The 22004-nt window shown below is 51.7% G+C and carries 21 protein-coding genes; 17 read left to right on the forward strand and 4 right to left on the reverse strand.

The window, feature by feature from the left end:
- Window positions 1–267: 267 nt before the first annotated feature.
- Window positions 268–1767 (forward strand): IMP dehydrogenase, encoded by a 1500-nt coding sequence (locus tag DQG23_RS16010; protein ID WP_113031860.1) that lies wholly within the window; start codon window positions 268–270, stop codon window positions 1765–1767.
- 149 nt (window positions 1768–1916) lie between these two features.
- Here the strand turns inward: DQG23_RS16010 and DQG23_RS16015 are convergent, their stop codons facing one another.
- Entirely contained in the window at window positions 1917–2096 is a 180-nt protein-coding gene (locus tag DQG23_RS16015) for a small acid-soluble spore protein H (protein WP_113031861.1), read from the reverse strand.
- A gap of 379 nt (window positions 2097–2475) precedes the next feature.
- Here DQG23_RS16015 and pyrH point away from each other — a divergent pair, with 379 nt between their 5' ends.
- Complete coding sequence (gene pyrH / locus DQG23_RS16020; RefSeq protein WP_113031862.1) at window positions 2476–3216, forward strand: UMP kinase; 741 nt, start codon at window positions 2476–2478, stop codon at window positions 3214–3216.
- 150 nt (window positions 3217–3366) lie between these two features.
- Here the strand turns inward: pyrH and DQG23_RS16025 are convergent, their stop codons facing one another.
- Window positions 3367–4566, reverse strand: coding sequence for an aminotransferase-like domain-containing protein (locus DQG23_RS16025; protein WP_113031863.1), 1200 nt, complete (start codon window positions 4564–4566; stop codon window positions 3367–3369).
- 142 nt (window positions 4567–4708) lie between these two features.
- A complete protein-coding gene (locus DQG23_RS16030; protein WP_158560551.1) occupies window positions 4709–5599 on the reverse strand; it encodes a CPBP family intramembrane glutamic endopeptidase in 891 nt (296 codons plus the stop codon).
- Between the two features lie 189 nt (window positions 5600–5788).
- Here DQG23_RS16030 and leuB point away from each other — a divergent pair, with 189 nt between their 5' ends.
- The 9 genes from leuB to DQG23_RS16075 all read left to right on the forward strand — a co-directional run bounded on the left by leuB (window position 5789) and on the right by DQG23_RS16075 (window position 13533).
- Window positions 5789–6868, forward strand: coding sequence for a 3-isopropylmalate dehydrogenase (gene leuB, locus DQG23_RS16035; RefSeq protein ID WP_113031865.1), 1080 nt, complete (start codon window positions 5789–5791; stop codon window positions 6866–6868).
- Between the two features lie 348 nt (window positions 6869–7216).
- Window positions 7217–7765: a peroxiredoxin gene (locus DQG23_RS16040; RefSeq protein ID WP_113031866.1), complete on the forward strand. Its 549-nt coding sequence runs from the start codon at window positions 7217–7219 to the stop codon at window positions 7763–7765.
- A gap of 60 nt (window positions 7766–7825) precedes the next feature.
- Window positions 7826–8008 (forward strand): hypothetical protein, encoded by a 183-nt coding sequence (locus tag DQG23_RS16045; protein ID WP_113031867.1) that lies wholly within the window; start codon window positions 7826–7828, stop codon window positions 8006–8008.
- A gap of 47 nt (window positions 8009–8055) precedes the next feature.
- Window positions 8056–8787, forward strand: a complete 732-nt coding sequence (locus DQG23_RS16050; RefSeq protein ID WP_113031868.1) for a hypothetical protein — start codon at window positions 8056–8058, stop codon at window positions 8785–8787.
- Window positions 8788–8955: 168 nt separating this feature from the next.
- Complete coding sequence (locus DQG23_RS16055; RefSeq protein WP_113031869.1) at window positions 8956–9384, forward strand: hypothetical protein; 429 nt, start codon at window positions 8956–8958, stop codon at window positions 9382–9384.
- Between the two features lie 304 nt (window positions 9385–9688).
- Window positions 9689–9979 carry a hypothetical protein gene (locus DQG23_RS16060; RefSeq protein ID WP_113031870.1) on the forward strand — a complete coding sequence of 97 codons (291 nt, stop codon included), beginning with the start codon at window positions 9689–9691 and terminating at the stop codon, window positions 9977–9979.
- A 95-nt stretch (window positions 9980–10074) separates the two neighbouring features.
- On the forward strand, window positions 10075–10884 hold the full coding sequence (gene sigI / locus DQG23_RS16065) for an RNA polymerase sigma factor SigI (protein WP_113031871.1): 810 nt from the start codon (window positions 10075–10077) through the stop codon (window positions 10882–10884).
- Window positions 10877–12322, forward strand: coding sequence for an anti-sigma factor domain-containing protein (locus DQG23_RS16070; RefSeq protein ID WP_113031872.1), 1446 nt, complete (start codon window positions 10877–10879; stop codon window positions 12320–12322). Before sigI ends, DQG23_RS16070 begins: the two co-directional genes overlap by 8 nt.
- 194 nt (window positions 12323–12516) lie before the next feature.
- Complete coding sequence (locus DQG23_RS16075) at window positions 12517–13533, forward strand: aldo/keto reductase (RefSeq protein ID WP_113031928.1); 1017 nt, start codon at window positions 12517–12519, stop codon at window positions 13531–13533.
- Between the two features lie 69 nt (window positions 13534–13602).
- Here DQG23_RS16075 and DQG23_RS16080 read toward each other — a convergent pair whose 3' ends face one another.
- Window positions 13603–14169: a hypothetical protein gene (locus tag DQG23_RS16080; RefSeq protein ID WP_113031873.1), complete on the reverse strand. Its 567-nt coding sequence runs from the start codon at window positions 14167–14169 to the stop codon at window positions 13603–13605.
- A 215-nt stretch (window positions 14170–14384) separates the two neighbouring features.
- Between DQG23_RS16080 and DQG23_RS16085 the strand changes: the two genes are divergently transcribed.
- The 6 genes from DQG23_RS16085 (at window position 14385) to DQG23_RS16110 (ending at window position 21981) form a co-directional block, all read left to right on the forward strand.
- Window positions 14385–14975 carry a sulfite oxidase-like oxidoreductase gene (locus DQG23_RS16085; protein ID WP_113031874.1) on the forward strand — a complete coding sequence of 197 codons (591 nt, stop codon included), beginning with the start codon at window positions 14385–14387 and terminating at the stop codon, window positions 14973–14975.
- Between the two features lie 310 nt (window positions 14976–15285).
- A complete protein-coding gene (locus DQG23_RS16090; protein WP_113031875.1) occupies window positions 15286–17013 on the forward strand; it encodes a cache domain-containing sensor histidine kinase in 1728 nt (575 codons plus the stop codon).
- Complete coding sequence (locus DQG23_RS16095; RefSeq protein WP_113031876.1) at window positions 17006–18094, forward strand: response regulator; 1089 nt, start codon at window positions 17006–17008, stop codon at window positions 18092–18094. Before DQG23_RS16090 ends, DQG23_RS16095 begins: the two co-directional genes overlap by 8 nt.
- Window positions 18095–18253: 159 nt before the next feature.
- Entirely contained in the window at window positions 18254–19987 is a 1734-nt protein-coding gene (locus DQG23_RS16100) for an extracellular solute-binding protein (RefSeq protein ID WP_113031877.1), read from the forward strand.
- A gap of 156 nt (window positions 19988–20143) precedes the next feature.
- Window positions 20144–21034, forward strand: coding sequence for an ABC transporter permease (locus DQG23_RS16105; RefSeq protein ID WP_113031878.1), 891 nt, complete (start codon window positions 20144–20146; stop codon window positions 21032–21034).
- A 62-nt stretch (window positions 21035–21096) separates the two neighbouring features.
- Window positions 21097–21981, forward strand: coding sequence for a carbohydrate ABC transporter permease (locus tag DQG23_RS16110; RefSeq protein WP_113031879.1), 885 nt, complete (start codon window positions 21097–21099; stop codon window positions 21979–21981).
- The last annotated feature ends 23 nt before the right edge of the window (window positions 21982–22004 follow it).

The following is a 22004-nucleotide window of genomic DNA, read 5'->3' on the forward strand; positions in this document are numbered from 1 at the left end:
CGCGCCTGCCCTTAAAAGACGGCATAACCGTTTATCCTTGATTTATCAGAAAGTATATCGTGGAAGCGGCTCTAAATCTCGGTAAACGCCAGCGTCAAAGACGCCGGTAGCCGTTTATCCTTGTGCAAAAAATGGTTGACTTCCTTCCGGCATCGGTGTATGATCGTAAAAATTTACCCAAATCTAGAGGATCGGCTTCATCGGATTTGGGACTTGACACTAGTCGTAACCAGGCAATTTCTATTACAGAGGAGGACGAAAACCAAAATGGCATTTTATTACACGGAACCGTCGCGAACATTCAGTGAGTTTTTACTGCTGCCCAATCTTACGACCAAAGACTGCACGCCGGCAAATGTGACGCTGCGCACGCCTATTACCAAGTTCAAGAAAGGCGAGGAGGCGGCAATATCGCTTAATATTCCGTTCTCATCGGCCGTCATGCAATCCGTCTCCGACGATGGGATGGCGGTTGCGCTTGCGCGCTGCGGCGGCATTTCGTTCATCTTCGGTTCGCAAACGACAGCTAACCAGGCGGCGATGGTTCGCAAGGTCAAAGGCTACAAAGCCGGCTTTGTCGTCAGCCGTTCCAATCTTACGCCGGATAATACGCTCAAGGACGTTTTGGCATTGAAAGAACAGACAGGCCACTCGACGGTTGCGGTTACCGACGACGGTACGGCTAACGGAAGGCTGCTCGGAATCGTAACGAGCCGCGACTACAGAATGAGCCGCGACGCGATGGACAAAAAGGTCAGCGATTTTATGACGCCTTTCTCGAAGCTGATTTACGGGAATTCGGGGATTACGCTGTCGGAAGCGAACGATTTGATTTGGGAGCATAAGCTGAATTGCTTGCCGATCGTAGATGCGGATCAAAATTTGGAGTATCTCGTGTTCCGAAAGGACTATGAGGCGCATAAAGAATATCCTTACGAGCTGCTTGATGGTAATAAAAGCTATTTGGTCGGCGCCGGCATAAACACGAAGGACTATAAGGAACGCGTGCCTGCATTGGTCGAGGCGGGTGTCGACGTGCTTGTCATCGACTCGTCGGACGGCTATAGCGAATGGCAAAGCGAAACCGTTCAATATGTAAAAGCGAATTTCGACGTCAAGATCGGAGCGGGGAACGTCGTCGATCGCGAAGGCTTTCTTTACCTGGTTGAAGCGGGAGCGGATTTCATCAAGGTCGGGATCGGCGGCGGCTCCATCTGCATTACGAGAGAGCAAAAAGGGATCGGCAGAGGGCAAGCGTCGGCGCTTATCGAAGTGGCGGCGGCCAGGGACGAATACTTTGAAAAAACCGGTGTTTACGTTCCAATTTGCTCCGACGGCGGCATCGTCCACGATTACCATATCACGCTTGCGCTGGCAATGGGCGCGGATTTCGTCATGATGGGCCGTTACTTCGCACGCTTCGACGAAAGTCCTACCCGGAAGCTGAAGGTAGGCAGCAATTTCGTTAAAGAGTTTTGGGGCGAGGGCTCCAATCGCGCGCGCAACTGGCAGCGGTATGACACGGGCGGGAAGTCGGGGCTTCTTTTTGAGGAAGGCGTCGATTCGTATGTTCCTTATGCGGGCAGCTTGAGGGAAAACCTCGACAAAACGATCGGCAAAATCAAGTCGACGCTGTGCAACTGCGGCGCCAAGTCGATCGAAGAGCTGCAGCGTACGGCCAGAATTACGCTCGTGTCCGCAACAAGCCTCGTAGAGGGCGGCGCGCACGACGTTATTTTGAAGGAAAGCAGCTTGTCCGAGGATTAAAAATAAGACCTCCAATTCGCTAAATAGTAGCGTTAATTGGAGGTTTTTTTTGAAATCTTTCGTTGAATGTTTAAATTTTCCGGTAAACACGCCAGTCCTTACAAGACGGCGAAGCCGTTTATCCTTGTGGCCTCCGCTGCATATTCCGCTTAATGTTCGATCAGGCTGCTGACCGCGACGTCGAATTCGTTTTCCGGCTGGTCGAGCGGATAAATGCGGGCCGTTTCATCCGTTTCGTTTACATGCTGAATGTAGCATTGCTTTCCGTCGTACGTAACGTTAGCCATTACGGGCGAAGCGGCGATTTCTTTGGCGCGAAAAGTGTTCATCGATCGTACCTCCAATTAATGATGAAAACAGTTATACGGTTTACGGAAACGGATGGAATTATGCACAGGACCCGATCAAGAGCGGATTCAAAAATAAAGTTGAGCTTCGCGCACGACGCCGGTTGTATTTGGAAGGATGTAGAAGTACAATAGTTCTAATTTGCCGTTCAAATGAGGGGGAATGAAAATGAAGCGGAAGCCGGGGATCGGGACAGCTGATGAAGGCCGGTTCCATTATTCATATTTTCATTGCTCCGGACACTAAAGTTATTTATGGCTTTAGTGTTTTTTTATTTATCTGTATATCATGGAAGCGGCTTAAATCACGGTAAACATAACTTCTTGCGATCCCGGCAGTATTAATAATGGAGGTGTGCGGATGAAACGGTACAGGCGGGTCCTCATCAAGCTAAGCGGAGGCGCGGTTGCGGGAAGCGGCGAATTCGGCTTCGAGCCCGGCAAGCTCGACCACATCACGACCGAAATTATGTCGGTCGTTAATATGGGCGTAGAGGTGGCGCTTGTGATCGGCGGCGGCAATATTTTTCGCGGGAGCATGGCGGAGAGCTGGGGAATCGAGCGGGCGGAGGCGGATAATATCGGCACGCTGGCAACGGTAATCAACAGTCTGATGCTGAGGGGGGCCATGAAAGCGAAGACGAACAAAGAGGTTCGCGTCATGACCGCAATCCCGCTCGCCTCGGTCGCGGAGCCATTCATTCGGCTAAGGGCGATTCATCATCTCGAGAAAGGCTACATCGTCATCTTTGCCGGCGGCAACGGGCAGCCTTACGTAACGACGGACTATCCTTCCGTGCAGCGGGCGATCGAAGTGAACTGCCAAGCGCTGCTTGTCGCAAAGCAGGGAGTTGACGGCGTGCTCAGCGCCGACCCGAAATACGTCAAGGAGACGAGAAAATATAAATCGCTTCATTATAACGATGTCATCCGGCATAATTTGAAAATTATGGACCAGTCGGCCTTCATCCTTGCCCGGGATTACAGCCTGCCGATCCATGTGTTTAATTTCGATAAACCCGGCTCGATGAGAGAGATTTGCGAAGGGAAAAATAACGGAACGATGATCAGCGGCGATTCCGTGCTGGAGTTCGATGAATAAATAGGTTCATGCAAAAGAACCTTCGAAACCGCTAAAAGGCGGCACCGAAGGTTCCTGTCGTTTATGGCAAAGGGTTTCGCATGAGCGGCTCCATATACGCTGTTGCACCGTGGTATCAAAGACGCTGCCGTTTCACTAGAACTCGCTAAGCTAAACCTGCTTGCTCTGAACGAGCTCAAGCGCGGCTGCAAAACGCTGCATGCCCAGCGTCATCGTATCGCGGTCGGCGTGCGTAAAGTTCATTCGCATCGTGTTGTACTTCGGCTCGCCGGCATAAAAGCTGGAGCCCGGTACGAAGGCGACGCCCTGCTGGACCGCTTCCTTCAGCAGCTCCTCAGCTTTCAGCCCTTCAGGCAGTTCGAGCCACAGGAACATGCCGCCCTTAGGCGCGTTCCACTTGAGTCCGTATTTGCGCAGCCCTTCCAGAAGCTCGGTCATCAGCTTCATGCGGCCGTGATAATGGCCGCGAATCGTTTCGATATGCCCGTCCAGATCGAAGCCGCTTAGCAGTTGATACAGCGCCATTTGGTCCATCGTGCTGGAGTGAAGATCGCAAGCCTGCTTCGCCTTGGCCATGCTGCGGATCACCTCGGAATCGCCCATCACCCAGCCGGTGCGAAGGGCGGGAGCCGCCGTCTTCGAGAAAGTGCTCGTGTATACGACCGCTGAGCCTTCCGCTTTGTCCTCATAGGAGAAAATCGAAGGGTAGGATTCGCCGCTGTCGTACTTCAGCTCGCCGTACGGATCGTCCTCAAGAATAAGCACATTGTTGTCGCGGCACAGCTTAAGCAGGCCTTGACGGCGTTCCCCGCTCCAGACGTAGCCGGTTGGGTTGGAGAACGTAGGGCAAACGTAAAGCAGCTTTGGCTTGTATTCGGCAATTTTGCGGGCGGCATCGTCGAGATCCATGCCTTCCTCGTCCCCGCTTACCGAAACGACCTTCGCGCCGCGGGCTTGAAACACCTGCAGTGCGGCTAAGTAAGTCGGCTGCTGAACGAGAATGACGTCGCCCGGATCGATGTAAACGCGGGTCAGCAAATCGATCGCTTGCTGGGAGCCGGTGGTGAGGAGCATTTCATCCTTCGTCACGTTCATGCCTTTGCGCCGCATCCGTTCCGCGATCGCTTCGCGCAGCGGGATAAAACCTTCCGTCAGGCCGTACTGCAGCGAATGATTGCCCATCTCGAATACGCGGTTAAACGCCGCCTGCATCGCGCTCATCGGGAAGAGCTCCTCCGCGGGAAGTCCTCCGGCAAAGGAAATGATCGACTTGCCTTGCGTCAGCTTCAAAATTTCCCGGACGGCGCTGGATTGAAACGCCTGCATGGTACTGGAAAATGTATAGTTCATGTCGGTTCTCCTTATTCGGAAATGGATGTGTGATTTCCTATCATTTTACCACTCGCTTCCGTTCGTTTGCAAAAGAAATCGACGTTTGTCGGATTAAGCGGTGCGGAAAATGAACTCGCTCTCTAGCAGCCTGCGAAACGTTTTATTGCCGCTTAGGCTCACCGCTTACCGGCAGTTTGGGCGTACGGTAGTACCGCATGATTGCAAATGTGCCGGCAAGCAGTACAAGCGTGGTCAGCAAGCTGCCTTCCGCCCCGAACGCGCCGCCGGAAATCGTATCGCTGCCTTCACGCGTCAAATGAATAAGTGAGTCCACCTTGTTGCCGGATACCTCGAAGCCGTAAACATAACCTTGAAAATAGTTCCAGGTCAGATGCAGGCCGATCGGCATCCACAAGCCGCCGCTCCATTCGCGGCTGACGGCCAGAACGATGCCGGCCAGAAACAAATTAAGCAGCGGCAGCGGATTGTCGAGGACGTTGTTGTTCTGCAGATGAAGCGCGGCGAACAGCAGGGAAGGAACGATGATCGCAGCCGTTCCGCCGAAATGATGCTTGATCAGCCCTTGCAAATAACCTCTTGAGAACAGCTCCTCATTAACGGATACGATCGTAAACAACAATACGCCGCTCGACATCGAGGCCAATACGGTATTATCGAAGGTGACGCTGTTGAAGGAAACGCCTCCGCACAACCAAATCAGCAGAGCGGAAACGGTCATGAGCAGAATGCCTGCGGCCAAACCTTCGACCGCGAGCCGGAACGGTTTTTGTTGCTTCAGCCCGAGGCTCCAGCCATGCTTGCGGTCGAAGGCCGCGTACATAATCAGTGTGCCGATAATAAACGCGAACCCCTGAATCGACATTTGCGACAGGCTTATGGACGTATAGGAGAGAACATCGTCGGCGCTGCGGCCGGCCATCAGCTGCACTGCGGCGTAAATCAAAAAACCGATGAGCACAAGCAAAATGATGATTGCCGCCGACAACAATATTTTGCCTGCGACAATAAAAACGGATTTGACGGTTTGCATACGTACGCCTCCATCATTAAGGTGGTAATCGGATCGGATAACGATACCGTTACTTACGGGGCGGCGATGGAAACGTTCCATACCATGAGTGATAGGTATAGGCTATCAGTTCGATAGCTTTTATATCTTTGTAAAATGATAGTGTTTATGATAAAACAAAAGTAATTGAATTGGAGAGGTGAACGACACATGGCAGAAGTGAAAAAAATCGCCGTCATTTCCGGCGACGGAATCGGCCCGGAAGTGATTGCCGAGGCGCAGAAGGTACTTACGAAAACCGAAGAAGTATTCGGCTACAAATTCGAAACCGAGCACGGCTTGTTCGGCGGGATCGCGATCGATGAGAAAGGAACGCCGCTGCCGCAAGAAACGCTCGATATTTGTAAGAAAGCCGATGCGGTTCTGCTTGGAGCCGTTGGCGGACCGAAATGGGATAACAATCCGAAGGAGACGCGTCCGGAAACCGGCTTGCTCGGCATCCGTAAAGCACTCGGCTTGTTCTCGAACATTCGTCCGGCTGTCATTTTCGATTGCCTGAAGGACGCTTCCACGCTGAAGCCTGAAGTTCTCGACGGAACCGACCTGATCGTCGTGCGCGAGCTTACGGGCGGTATCTACTTCGGCGAGAAATTCCGCCGCGAAACGGCTAACGGCCAAGAAGCGGTAGATACTTGCGTTTATAATGTAAACGAAGTCGAGCGCATTGCGCGTCAAGGCTTCGAAATCGCTAGAACGCGCCGCAAAAAGCTTACTTCCGTAGACAAAGCCAACGTACTGGAAACGTCCCGCCTGTGGCGCGAAACGGTAATCCGCGTAGCTGCGGACTACCCGGATGTCGAGCTGGATCACGTGCTCGTCGACAACTGCGCGATGCAATTGCTTCGCCGTCCTTCCAGCTTCGACGTTATCGTGACGGAGAATATGTTCGGCGATATTCTGAGCGACGAAGCGGCAATGCTGACCGGTTCGATCGGCATGCTTTCCTCCGCTTCGCTGGGCGAAGGCAGCTTCGGCTTGTACGAGCCGGTGCACGGCTCCGCGCCTGACATTGCCGGACAAGGCATCGCCAACCCGATCGCAACCATCTTGTCCGTTGCGCTCATGTTCCGTTTGACGTTCGGCTATCACGATGCGGCTGCCGCAATCGAGCGCGCAGTCAAAGAAGTGCTTGATGCCGGCCACCGTACCGGTGACATCGCGGTCGATAAGAGCAAGGCTATCGGCACGACGGCGATGGGCGATCTGATCGTCGCTGCAATCCGCAAATAATACTGGTTTACCTATCCCGGTCCGTATCAGGCCGGGATTTTTACATGCCCGTCGCCTATATCCGCCCATAAGCAGGCAAACTCGAATTGCTGCGGCAGACGCCCGGCAAAGCTTACAAATAGTCGGGCAAAATCGGATAACAGGGCAGTCAGCCATGTTGATCGCGGACGGTGACCCGGCGGAACATGACCATTTTTACTTCTCAAAGTTATTTATAATAATTTTAAGAAAGAAATTAGTTAAATCATTGACTTTCATTTTTTTGGATGATACGATTTTACTTGTGAGTTTTTCACCAGAGATATTTGTTGCCGTTCAGGCAGCTACATTTAAAGGAGGAAATGAATCATGGCAGAACGTTTGGTTGGTAAACCGGCTCCCGATTTCAAAATGGACGTAGCTTATGGAACTGGACAAGACTTTGGTACGGTATCTTTGTCCGATTACAAAGGAAAATGGCTGGTTCTGTTCTTCTACCCGCTCGATTTCACATTTGTTTGTCCTACTGAAATTACCGCTCTTAGCGATGCGGCGAACGACTTCGAACGTCTGGACACGGAAATTCTCGGCGTCAGCACAGACAGCAAACACTCCCACCGCGCTTGGATCAACACGCCGAAGGAGCAAAACGGTCTCGGCCAGCTGAACTTCCCGCTTGCAGCCGACCTGACGAAATCCGTAGCACGCGATTACGGCGTTCTGATCGAAGAAGAAGGCATCGCCCTGCGCGGTCTGTTCATCATCGATCCGGAAGGCGAACTGAAATACCAAGTCGTTAACCACAACGACGTAGGCCGCAGCGTTGACGAAACGCTTCGCGTTCTGCAAGCTCTGCAATCCGGCGGTCTTTGCCCAGCGAACTGGAAACCGGGCGAAAGCACGCTTGTAGCTAAGTAATTAATTGCACTTTACATAAAAGCCCTTCAGCTCGCCTAAACGAGCCGGAGGGCTTTTTGCATGGAAACTAAAGTCAGGTGGCGTTACTTTAAAGATGGCTTGCGGGACATTTTTATGCGGCATCGTGAAGCGATAACGGCCGCCTTTGGAGGTCGTGTTGCTGCCGCAAACAATACCTCGGCCTTTAGGAAAGTGGAAATGAAATGTAACGGGCGAGACGGCAATATTGTTATGCCGCCGTAACCTTTTGCCGTATTTCCCGTCTAAGTTAGCAGAACAAGAATCGGAGGGTGGCGCTTATCAAAAAGCCGATCATTGCGTTTCTCGCATTGCTGCTGACGCTTGCGATGCTGTCAGGCTGCCGAAGCATCGGCGGTCAGACGATCATCGATTGGGTCGATTTCCTCAAGCTGAACGGGATTTCGTATACCGGCCAATGGAGCGCAGTCGTTACGGATCCTGCACAAATAGGCGGCGAAATAGGCAAAGTGAAATTCAACGTCGCGGATAACGTTCATCATTCGGGTTACAAGACGAAAGAAGGAGATGCTGCATTCCTGCCCAAGGGGACGGTCGTTTACGAGGTGAACGGTTATCCCGACCGCTCGTTCGTCGCCGTTCAAGATCCGGAAGCATATAACGGCTACCGTTTGTACGCGGACGACCGGAAAATCCGGGAGCTTGCGGCGTCGCTTGAGCCGGACGAGCGGAAGGTATCGTCTGCGCGGCTCTATGAAGGCTATACGGATTTTAAGCTGCTAAAGGAGCTGAAAGCGGACAGCGCTTCGATATTCGTAGCTATGCTGAAACGGAGCGAAGAGCGGCAAGACTATTCGCCTGCCACAAGAAACGGCGATCCGACGGCATATCCTTTTGTGTTGGACACCGGGGATGCGATAGGCTATTGGAACATCATCTACTATGACGGCCTTCGCTATTATTGGCACGACAATAACGTCAAGCTGCTGCCGGGCGAATTTGCTTCTTATGTGACAAACTCCGCAGCAGGCGAAACGCCTTAAAAGGGTTCGACCAGCCGGTATTCCGTACTTTCCCGCACGGAAGGACTGTATAGATTTGTTAACGCAGGAATGAACTTTCAACGGATGTATGCGCTGAAAAAAGAGGAATTTGCGTCCCCGGAGGAGAAGTATGTAGACATGAACGTCTACTGACGGGGAGGTTGTGTGATGAGTTTTTGCTGCGGAGCAAGCATGATAGGAACGAAAGGAACGCTCAAGCATATCCGGACGCACATCCATAACGTGCCGATATTGCTTTGCCCGGTTTGTCACCGTATCGAGGTTCACCATCTGGTGGAGCCCGAGTTCGAAATATTGGCGGAATACGCGCACGGCGATGGAGCGTCGGAAGTCGATTTCCACGAGTACGCGGACCGTAAGGACGGCAATCAGCTTTTTGAAAATTGCGTAAACAATGAAGATCAGGATCCGCTCGACATCGTGCGGAATCAGATCGACATGGCGCTCGACCTGATGATGGTCGCCAAGCAGATCGAGGATGCCGAATGGGAAGAACAGCTTAAGAAGCGGCTGCATGTGCTGGGCAGAAGGCAAAGCAAGCTGCTTCAGCGGAATGCTTCCGCTCGCGGCAATTAATGGCCGAAGCGGCGGCGGGCAAGCCGAATATATCGGGAACGTCCCAAGCGGGACGTTTTCTTTTTTTCAATCCGCCGCTCCGTGCAACCGCTTGCGAGGCCGGCTTTCCGCATAGAAAAAATAAATGCCGCAAAGGAAAAAAATAGTGAACATTTTGACCTGTGTATTCGTCTGAAGATACGGAAGCGCCATGCTATTACGCCGAAAAGTACGGATGCTTGCATGGATATGCTATAATGATAGAGGTTGTCGCCAGGAGAAACGATAGAGTCATCCAAATCGCGTGATGAAGGATGGGGAATGTATGCCATTCGTGCTGAAGCATAAACAAACATCGGAACTATATACATGCATGCTGATTAACCGCTACGACATCCCGTTTTACGGGACGAAGAGCTGGGAAGAGCTTACGGAAGCTGCGGATACATATGCGGAATTTTTGAAGGAACGCGGATTGACGGATTCGTCGGAATGGGAGCTTGTCGAGGTGGAAGAACACAAGCTGAAAATGTGCAATGTAAAGCTTAACAACAACCCTAACAAACGGGTATTTTTAGCTGCGAATGGCATGATTGAGACGAAAACGATAGATTGAGACTTTAGACCTATGTGAACATATTTTGTCTGACGGTTTCCGTACCCCCGCAACTTGCTACTGAGTCGCGAAACCTATAGTGTGAGGTGGATTTTTTGTTACTGGTCTTATTTAAACGATTTCTGGGAAGAAGCCAGTCTCACCGTCCGGAATTAACGAATGCGATGACGCCTGAACAGCAGGTTGAACGCATTCAAGAGGGCGATTTGCGCTTGCGCAACCAATTTATTACCGATTACCAGCCTTATGTGGCGAAAGTAACCAGCCGCTTCTGTAAACGATACATCGATCCCGCAAGAGACGATGAGTTCAGCATTGCGCTTGTTGCCTTCAACGAAGCGGTTAACCAGTTTTCCTCGAGCGCTGGCAGATCGTTCCTAAGCTTTGCCGAAACGGTCATCCGAAGGCGATTGATCGATTATGTCCGCAAGGAACAGCGTTTTGCGCAGAATGTGCCTTACAGCTCGTTCGACGCTTACGACGACGAGGACAATATCGTCAACCCGGTGGAGATCCATCAGGCAATCGAACAGTTCGAGAAACAGAAAGGAATGGAAGAACGGCAGAGCGAAATTACCGATTTGAGCGGTGTGCTTTCCGAGTTTGACATCCGTTTTGCCGATTTGGTCGAAATGTCCCCGAAGCATTCGGATTCCCGCCAAATGCTTATGGCTATCGGCTTTATGCTGGCGCAGGATTCGCTGATGATGCGGTCGCTGCTCAGCAAACGGATGATGCCGATAAAGGAGTTGATGGAAATTGCGGGGGTGTCCCGCAAAACGCTGGAGCGAAACCGGAAGTTTATCATCGCCGTAGCGCTCATCATCAACGGCCCGTATCCGTATTTACGGGAATACTTACATATCGATGACATCGTAGTGAACAGGAGTGAACGGGATGAATAGGGGAGTCGTCATGGAGCTGACGGACGACAGTCTGATCGTGATGACGCCGGAAGGGTCGTTCGAGAAAATTCGGCGCAATGGTCGGAAATGCCAAGTCGGCGAAGAAATTATTTTTGCCAGGCGAGAATTAGGCGCCAAAAAACCGATTATCGCGCTGTCTTCCACAGCGGCTGCTGCAGTCGTATTTTGCCTTGTGTTGTTTGCTGGGTGGTCGGATTGGTTCGCGGATAAATCGGTTGTAGCGTACGTATCCATGGACATTAACCCCAGTATCGAGCTCGGCATCGATGAAAAGCAGAAGGTGCGCGAAATGAGGGGCTTGAACGAAGACGGGTCAAAGCTGATAGAAGGAATTGCTTTTGATGGTTTAAAGCTCGATAAGGTTGCGGATGCCGTTCTAACGAAAGCCGAAACTCTGGAGGTCATGAAGCAGGGGGAAGGCGACATCATCATAACGAGCGCGCTGATCAGCGAAACGACGAAGCTGAACGATTCGATTATTAGCGAGCAAATGCGCCGCGAGGTTACCGAGCACATTAAACAAACGCATCCGGACGATGCGGAGAAGTATGAGGTCAAATCGTTCCCCGTTCCGAAGGAGCTGCGCGAGACTGCCAAAGAAGCGGATTTGTCGCCGGGAAAATATTCCGTATACTTGAGCGCCAAAGAAAACGGGAAGGACGTGAGCATCGATACGCTCAAGAAGACGTCCGTCCATGAAATCGCCAAAGAAGCCGGCGGTCTGAACGAGCTGATCAATACGAACAAGCTGAGCAAGGAAAACCTGAAAACGCTCGTGACCGAAGAAAAATCGGGAGAACTGAACAAAAAATACGAGCAGAAGAAGGAAGAGAAAAAGAAAGAGAAAGACGACGACAAGAAGAACGGAAAAGCATCGCCTACGCCGAAGCCAAAGCCGAGTGCAACACCGGGCAAGCAAACCGCAAAGCCTACTCCGACGCCGTCTCCATCCTTCAAGCAGGCGCTTCAACGTCCCACGTTCGATCCGAAGAAACAAACCGACAACAAGAAGAATCAGGACGATAAACGGAAAGACGATAACGACGACCGGAACAAAAAGGATAATGACGATGAAAAAAAGCAGGATGATAAGAGCAGAGGGGTAGACAAAAAGAAAGAACAGGAAGAACAGAAAAAGAGAGAAGAGCAGAAAAAGAAGGAACTAGAGGAGAAAAAGAAAGAGGAAGAGAAGAAGAAGGAAGAAGAGCGGAAAAAGGCTGAAGAGAAGAAAAAGGCCGAAGAGAAGAGGAAAGAAGAGGAACGAAAAAATTCCGAAGAGCAGAAGAAGGAAGACGAACGGAAGAAAACAGAAGACAAGAAAAAGGAAGACGACAGGAAGAAGGATGATGACGACAATCGGCGATATGACGACCGGAATCGAGATAACGGCGATAAAGAAAACGAACGCAGAAGCTGATAGCCGTTTTGCGCGGCCCCGCCTATTTGGAAGGCGGGGTTTTGCTGTCTGCGTCGTACGCAGGCGGATAAGCGTCGTCTAGGGCGGCGGCCCGTGATATAATAGGCGAGACGGCGTTTTTGCGCTTTAGGCCATACATAGGAAGCTGACCAGCCATGACAATCGACAATCGGCGGCAAAGGGAGGGAGCTTTTTTGCGTTATAGACAATTCGGCAAAATCGGTTATAAGGTTTCCGCGCTCGGCTTCGGTGCGATGAACCTGCCGCATGTGCCTTTCGAGCAGGCGCACGCTGCGCTTAATTACGCGCTCGATCGGGGAATCAATTACATCGATACGGCTGCTGCATACGGCAAGAGCGAGGAAATCGTCGGTGCTTGCATCGGAAAGCGGCGGAACGAGTTCTTTTTGGCTACCAAAACGGGCAAACGCGATTACGCCTCCGCCAAGGAGGAAATCGAGCGGAGCCTGAACCGGCTGCAGACCGATACGCTTGATTTGCTGCAGATTCACTACGTGAACTATGTAAATGAATTTAAACAAGCGATGGAATCGGAAGGCGCCTACGAGGCTGCGCTTGAAGCGAAACGGCAGGGCAAGGTTCGCCATATCGGCATTACAGGTCATCGACCGGAGCTGCTCGCCAAGTGGATAACGTCCGGCAAGTTCGATCAGGTGCTGTTCCATTTGAATCTGGCTCAGCCGTTCGCGCTCAAGGAGTTGATTCCGAAGCTCGCAGAGCTCGACATGGGCCGCGTTGCGATGAAGCCGTTGTCGGGAGGATTCATCCAGCCGGTCGACAAAGCGCTTCGTTACCCGTACAGTCAGGACGTGCACGTCATGATATCGGGGATGATAAGCGTGGATGAAGTGAAGCAAAATTTGGCCGCGCTCGAGTTAGAGGTCGGAGACGAAGAAAAGCGCGAGCTTGAGCTTCTGGCGGAACAGCTTGGCGAGCATAATTGCCGGAGGTGCAATTACTGCTCATGTCCTTTGGAAATCCCCATTCCGGATATGATGATATCAAGCCAAGTGCGCCAAACGTTCGGCTTGCTGCCGAAGGGCGACGCTTTCTACCAAAAGCATAAAGGCAAATTGCTGTCGTGCGCGGAGTACGAGCCTTGCCGGGAGAAACCGCTGTGCGAGGAGAAATGCCCGTATCATTTGCCGATGCAGCGTGTCGTGCAGGAGGCTTCAGGGTATTTTCAATAGGAGCGGAAAATGCGAAAAGCCCCGGATCGTAATCCGGGGCTTCGGGAAAGTTAATGGATGGATGAAGTCCTATGCTTGCATGCGGTTGCCTGTCGTATGCGGAGCGGAAATGGGCAAGGAAGGAGCGGCATGCTCCGTCAAATCGTCCAAGCGAACGACGAATCTCGTTATTTCATCGGTTGTAAACGAAAAGCTGGAAGTCCGCTCTTTAATATTCTGAAGCCGGATGCCGATTAAGTCCGGCTTGCGCTTGTTAAGCTCCAAATCGAACGTAAGAACCGGTACGGATGCGGAATCCGGAGCGAATAAATCCTTGGATACGGTAGGAATATTTTTCAGGTTGATATACAGCATTTTGCGGTTCCAGTTTACGATACCGGGCTGAAACTGAACGATCAAATGATTGGCCGGCGCTCCTTCAATGGTAGCCAGCTTATAGATTTGAACGTCGTTATTTTTCGCGGAAGCCTTCAGCTTCTGAATGGAGCTCATATCCGGCAGGAAGGGCACGATAATAAACGGTATTGCGCTTGCCGCATACAGCAGATAAGCGGATTGCTGCCAGATGGCAAGGCCGATGAGCGAGACGAAAATGAACAGCAACAGGAATATAGGGTAAACGGGTTTTCGTTTCATGATCGTTCCTCCAATAGTACAACTGCTTGAATGTACAATATGATTATTTTAGCACAAGCTTCGGATGGTTTGTAAGTGTTGAATGTTGTCATTTGAGCATTATCGATGTCGAAATAGCAAATATTGTGTCGAAAAGTCTTGAAAAATGTAAGTGCAGCCAGCCAAAATCGGTTATACTATCGTCAATATACGATTTTTGAAACGGGAGGGCGGCCATGAGCGAAACGAACGTGCAGCAGCACAAGGACCGTGTACCGCCGGGGCAGAAGCAAACGGAAAGCTTTCCGGTGCTTCATTACGGGGATGTGCCGTACTACAGAGATATGAGCAAATGGGATCTCCGCATTTTCGGTCTAGTGGAGGAAGAAGCGGCGATATCGTATAAAACGTTTATGGCGCTTCCGCGGAAGTTGTTTCATAACGACATTCATTGCGTGACGACATGGTCGAAGCTCGATAACGTTTGGGAAGGCGTGGCGGTCGCCACGATTATGGATAAAATCAAGCTGAAGCCCGATGCGAAGTTCGTCATGCTGCATGCGGAGGGAGGCTGGTCGACGAATTTGCCGCTGGAGGATTTTATGGCGGAGACGTCGTTTTTCGGCATTAAGCATAACGGCGAGCTTTTGTCGCCCGAGCACGGGTATCCGGTGCGCATGGTCGTGCCTCATCTGTATTTCTGGAAGAGCGCCAAATGGCTTCGCGGTATCGAATTTTTGGCCAAGGATAAACCGGGCTTCTGGGAAAGAAACGGCTATCATATGTACGGCGATCCCTGGAAAGAAGAAAGATACGATTGGGATTAAACGAGAAGGCGGCCAATAAACCGCCTTTCTTTCTTTTGGACTTTTAAGGGCTAATAAAGCCTGCTCGTGTATCACGCACGAGCCCGTCATTTCAAGGATCCGTCGCCTTTTGTAAACGCTGTCATATCAAAAACAATATAAATAAGCTTTCGCCTTTCCTTTTGTCCGTTTGCATTTTGCTTCTTGATCGTCTTTTGACCTATCGATTATAATTCGGTCTGCGAGGAGTATCCGTAAAATCGCTCCGTCCGCTTTCCTTGAACCGGAGTATGAGGTTGGCAAAAGCAATGGGCTGTGGGAGGATGAAACGATGGTGCCGATCAAACGTTTTATGCCGTATTCGTTTAAAAACCGGCTTACGATTCTGCTGATTGTGGCGATCATGGTGCCGCTTGGGCTGATTGGCGCCGTATCTTATGCTTCGATATACTCGGTTCTGGAGAATAAAGCCGAACGAGGCGTACGAAGCAATCTGCATCAAGTCATGCTCTCGCTGGAGAGCACGCTGGATCAGCTTAATCATGCCTCCCAGCAGCTTGCCTTGGACGGGCGGATCGGCAAAAATCTCGACCGCTATTTGGAAGCGGACGTGTATGAAAAGAAACAGCTTCACGATGAAATCAAAAACGAGCTCAGTCTCGTTACGTTTACGAACCCTTCCATGGGCCTCGCTTTTTATTATTTTGCGGATTCCGGACAAGTTATGTTCGAAAATTACAGCATCAAGAAAAATGCCGATATTCTTAAGCTGCCCGTTCTGTCCAAATTCGGCTCGATATCGTATAACGGGCCGCATCTTTCCCTGAATCCGTGGGACGGTCATCAGGTGTTCTCCATCGTTCGCACGATCGATTTGTCCAACGATGATTCGGTATATGTCTACATAGAAACGAGCTTTAAACTGGCTGAATCGCTTATGAACATGGAGCAATCGGCGGCCGATACCGCGCATCTGATTGTCGATGCCGAAGGGCGGATTCTGTTCAGCGAGGATGAAGCGTCGTTTCCTTCCGGAAGTCTTTATGCATCCGGTGACGGCGATCGGGACCGGTACGCAGGACATTATTTTTTCGAGGAAACGAACGACAAGCAGAGCTGGAAATTGGTCGCCGCCATCCCCAAAGCTTCCTATGACAGCGAGCTACGAAGCTGGCTGCTGCAATTCGTCGTGCTGACGATCCTTTCGCTGGCGGCAGGTTGTCTGGTAGCCTGGATTTTGTGGCGGTCGGTGTATGAGCCGCTGAAGAAGCTGTCGCAGGATATGAGGCTTGTTCCGTATGCGAAGCCGGAAAGCGGCGGACAGGCGGCTTCGATTATGGAATTCGACCGCATTCATAACAGCTTCGAATCCATGCGTTTACGGATCGAGGAGCTGCTGCAGGAAGCGGAGCAAAGGGAACAGCGCAAAGCGCGTCTGGAGGTAGAAAAGCTGCTGCATCAAATTAATCCCCATTTTCTGTATAATGCGCTCGATACGGTCCGGTGGCTTGCCAGAATGCGCGGACAAAAGGAGATCGACAAGCTTGTTTCGACGTTAAATAAAATTCTTCACTATAATCTCAACAAGGGCGAAACCGCGAAAATACGCGACGAGCTGGAAGCGCTCCAAAATTATATGGCGGTGCAGGCCGTCCGGTTCCATTTTCAATACGAGATCGATATCGAGGCCGAAGAACGGATGCTGGATTGGGTGATCCCCCGGTTTATTTTGCAGCCGCTTGTCGAGAACGCGATTCTGCACGGCTTGAAGGAAGACGGGCGGATCGGGATCCGCATTACGGAGGAAGGCTCGGATGCGCTGATCGAGGTAAGGGACGACGGCATCGGGATGACGGAGGAGCAGCTTCGGAAGCTGAGGGATACGGATTCGGAGCAAACTTCAAGCGCCGGATTCGGCATCGGCTTGAATTATGTGAGGAAGGTCGTCGGCCTTCGATTCGGAGAGAACGCCAAGCTGACAATCGAAAGCATGCCGGATACGGGAACGGTCATTACGCTCCGGCTGCCTATACTACAGGAGGTGGACGGCGGTGCTTAACGTGCTTGTGGTGGATGACGATCATTTGGTGCGCAACGGATTTATTACGATTATGCCGTGGAGCCGGCATGGGCTGAGGGTAGTGGGGGACGTCAACAACGGGGAGAAGGCGCTGGCTTTCCTGCAGAACAATCCGGTAGATTTATTAATTACGGATCTGGCCATGCCGGTCATGTCGGGAATCGAGCTTATGCGAGAGGCCAAACGGATGTTTCCGAAGCTCCGCATGGTGGTGCTGACGTTTCATCATGAATTCGAATACGCGCAGGAAGCGATCCGCCTCGGCGCGCTCGACTATATTACGAAGGTGGAGCTGGAAGAGGACCGCATGGATGAAGTGCTGCAGCGAATTACGCAGCGGATTGCCGAGGACGATCAGGCGGGCGAGGCGCAAAGTCCGGCCGCTAACGATTTCTATGAAGGCCTGGAGTCTACCGGCAGGAGCGGATCGTTCGAAACCGGGAAGAAGGAGCTGCAGGAGCTGAAGGAAAAATGGTGCTCGGTCGATTGGATGGTCGATGACGAAAGGTTCGCCATGCTGCTAGAGGAAATGCTTGAGCGGCGGCTTGCGCCCGAACGGATCGAGATGTTGTTCGAAGCGGCGGTGTCCCGGTGGCTGCTGTTTATGCCGGAGCTACGCTCGTATATGGATACGGACGGGCCGGCTACCTGGCGGCAATGGACGGAGTGGCTGGAGCGGCTGCGCCATGCCGCCTGTGAATCGGCGCGGACGCTGCCGTATTCGTCCGAAGTGGTCGGTTGCATTCTGAAGGCGCAGGACTATATCCGAACGCATCTGGAGGAAGAGCTGCAGATGCCGCAAATCGCGAAGCTGGTAGGAATGAGCCGAAGCTACTTCAGCCGCTGCTTTCATGATTTTACGGGGTCTACGTTCAACGATTACATCCGGGATTTGCGGATCGAGCGGGCGAAGGAGCTGCTTCGGCAGTCGGACAAATCGATCGGCTGGATTGCAGCCCAATCGGGGTACCCGAACGTCAAATATTTCGCCAAAGTGTTTCGCGGCGCGACCGGCATGCTGCCAAGCGTCTATCGCAAACAAGAGACAGGTCACAAATGATACGAAAACAGGTGCAATCTTGTCTACCGGATTGCGCCTTTTTTGCAGTGGAGACAATAATGGCGGAAAGTGAAGACCGATGTGGTCCCTTGAGCGAAAGCGTTTACCCTATACTAATAATAGATTTACAGCCAAAACATCAGAAGAGAGGGCGAGAACATGAAGGGGAGCAGATGGGGGAAACGAGTCGGATCGGTAATAGCCGGACTGCTTGTCGTCACGACTGCTGCGGCATGCAGCGGGGGCAAAGAACCCGGAGAGAAGCCGGTCCAGTCGCCGGCAAAGACGGACGAAGGAAGCGGAAAGGCGGCCGTAAAGGAAGAAAAGCAGGATTTCAATTATTACAAGTACAAAGAACCGGTTCAAATTACGATCGCCAAGGACGTGCCGCCGGGATTGAAGCTGCCTGAGGGGGAAACGATCGAAGACAATTCGTTCTCGCGTTTCGTCAAAAAACATACGAATATCGACTTTAAAGTGGCATGGTATGCGACGGGACAAGATTTCGTGCAGAAGCAGCAGCTCGCAATCGCCAGCAACGACATCCCGGACGTCATGCTCGTCGACGAAACGACGTTCCGCCAGCTTGCCGCAGCGGGACAGCTTGAGGATTTGACCGAGGTTTACAACAAATACGCGCAGCCGAATTTGAAGAGCAAGTACGAAGCGACCAAAGGCGTAGCGTTAGCCAAAGCGACCTATGACGGCAAATTGATGGCGCTTCCCAATTTGAGCGGATTGGCCGAATCGATCAGCTTGCTGTGGGTCAGACAGGATTGGCTCGATAAGCTCAATATTCCGGCACCGAAATCGATGGCTGATGTGGAAGCGATTGCAAAGGCTTTCGTCCAGCGTGATCCGAACGGTAACAACAAAGCGGATACGATAGGCTTGACCGGTTCAGGCGCTTCGCTGTACTCGAACGCCTATGCAGGGATGCACGATTTCACGGGACTGTTCGCCGCTTATAACGCGTATCCCGGCCTTTGGGTGAAAGGGGAAAACGGTGCGGTTGCCTACGGCTCGACGACGGCGGAGGCGAGGGCTGCGATCGCCAAGCTGCGCGACATGTATGCGAACGGCTTGATCGATAAGGAGTTTGCGCTGCGCAAGGATCCGAATCAGCTCGTATCGAACGGGGAAGCGGGTATGTTTTTCGGTCCTTGGTGGGCGCCGTGGAACTTGGCCGAATCCGTCACGAACGATCCTTCGGCGAATTGGAAGCCATACTGGATCGCCGATGCGGACGGCAAGCTGAATACGCACATGGTGCCGATCAGCTCGCATTTCGTCGTCGTGAAGAAAGGCTTCAAGTATCCGGACGCGGTTATGACGTACATTAACTGGTATACGGGCGGTTACAGCCTGAAGAGCGCCGACGAGAAGGAAAGAGCGCTCGCTCAGGAGCGGCTGGACGATTTTACGAAGCTGGACCCGTCTCTCATTGCGGCTCTGTATCCGTTGTACACGACTTACGTGGACACCGATGTGGTGGAGAAGACGAACATCAAGCTGAAGAAGGCCATTAAAGGCGAAGTGAAGCCTGAGGATATGGAACCCGGCGACCGGGTCGTATTCGAGCAGTGGCAGCGCGATAACGCCAAGCCGAAAAGCAACGCGGCTGACTGGCCGCCGCCGTATGCTTACTTAAACGGCGGAGATGCGGTTATGCAGCCCGTGGACCGGAAGGTGTTCAACGAATTTACGGCAACGACCAAAACGATGCAGCGCAAATGGGCGAATCTGATTAAGCTGGAAACCGAGACGATGTACAAAATCATTATGGGCGAGGAGCCGATCGAAGCTTTCGATGATTTCGTCACGAAGTGGAAAAGCCAAGGCGGCAGCGAAATCATCACGGAAATCGAAGCCGAGCTGAAGAAGCAAAAATAGAACGAAAATGCCGGGGCAGGCGTATGAGCATGAGCAAAAAGCAAAAGTGCGAGCATGGAGACGGGCAATGAGCAATAAGATATGAGCCGTCAGCCTGTCGAAGCTTAAGCTTGTGCCGATGCGCCGCCCCGCAATGCCAAAAATGGGGTGGGAGCCGTGAGATACCGTTCTTTCGAGAAACATTACCATCTGATGCTGCTGCCCGGTACCGTCCTGCTGTTCATATTCAGCGTCATACCGATGTTCGGGCTCGTTATCGCGTTTCAAGACTTCAAGCTCGGGTTCGGCATTTGGGATTCGCCGTGGATCGGACTTGAAAATTTTCAGTATATGCTAGAGATGACGGACAGCCGGATTATTTTTTACAACACGATCTTTCTGGCAAGCATGAAAATCGTCATGAATCTGCTCGTGCCATTAGTGTTCGCAATCCTTTTGAATGAGCTGCGCCTGAGGCTTTTCAAGCGCTGGGTGCAAACGATCGTGTACATTCCGCATTTTCTGTCCTGGGTTATTCTGGCGGGGATTCTCGTGGAGATGCTGTCTTTGGACGGCATTGTAAACCGGGTCATCCGTTTGTTCGGAGGAGAAGGGATACTCTTCCTGGCAAGCAATAAGTGGTTTCCCGCGCTTCTCGTAACGAGCGACGTATGGAAGGAATTCGGCTTCGGCGCCATTATTTATTTGGCTGCGCTTACGGGCATCAATCCTTCGTTATATGAAGCCGCGGCGATCGACGGCGCGACACGGGGGCAGCGCATGCTGTATATTACGCTTCCGGGGCTGCTGCCTACCGTTATTTTGATGGGGACGCTGAGCATCAGCAATATTTTGAACGCGGGCTTCGATCAAATCTTTAATTTGTACAATCCGATGGTATACGAATCGGCGGATATTATCGATACGTACGTGTACAGAGCGGGGCTGCTGCAGGCGCAGTACGGTCTTGCTACCGCCGTCGGGCTGATGAAATCGCTCATTTCATTCGTGCTTATTATTTTCTCCTACGGGCTGGCTTACCGTTTCGCCAACTATCGAATTTTCTAATTTTTATAACATATAGGACTCCAATGATTCCGTACTTTACAACAGAAAAGCAGGTGAGCAGATTGGTTGAGAGCCGAACGATGGCTTCGCGCTTGGCGGATGCGGCGTTAATTATCCTCATGACGCTGGTTGCGTGCATGTCTCTAGGGCCGATCTGGCATACGGTTGCGGTTTCTCTCAGCGACAAGGCGTTTGCCGCGGCGGGACGGGTTACGTTCTGGCCGGTCGGGTTTAATATTAGCTCCTACTATATCATTTTGTCGGATTCTTCTTTTATCAAGGCGTTTATCGTGTCGCTCAAAAGGGTGGCGCTCGGCGGAGCGGTCAATTTTGCGCTTTGCGTGCTGATGGCTTATCCCTTGTCCCGGGCGCCCCGGGAATTCCGGTTCCGCAACTCGTATATGTGGTTTCTTATTTTCTGCATGCTGTTTAGCGGCGGCATCATTCCGTTATATATTCTGATGAAATCGCTCGGGCTGTTCAATTCCATATGGGCTCTCGTTCTGCCCGGTGCGGTGCCTGTGTTTAACGTGATTTTGCTGATGAATTTTTTCCGCAGCCTGCCAAACGAGCTAAGCGAAGCGGGGTATATGGACGGAGCGGGGCCTTGGTACATGGCGCTAAGAATTTTCATTCCTTTGTCCGCGCCGGCTTTGGCGACGATTACGTTATTCAGCATAGTTACGCATTGGAACTCGTTTTTTGACGGATTGATTTTTATGAGGACGCCCGAGCAGTATCCGCTCCAAACATACATCCAGCAGCTGGTCGTGCAGATCAGCGCGCAGAAAATCGATCATACCAAAATGGATTTGCTGACGAAGATGTCGAATCAGACGCTTAATGCGGCCAAGATCGTCGTTTCCATCGTACCGATCTTGATCGTGTACCCTTTCCTGCAAAAATATTTCGTACATGGCATCATACTCGGTTCCGTCAAGGAATAGTCGCTTCCATCATGATAGGGCAT

Source organism: Paenibacillus contaminans (genome assembly GCF_003285015.1).
Taxonomy (GTDB): Bacteria; Bacillota; Bacilli; order Paenibacillales; family NBRC-103111; genus Paenibacillus_V; species Paenibacillus_V contaminans.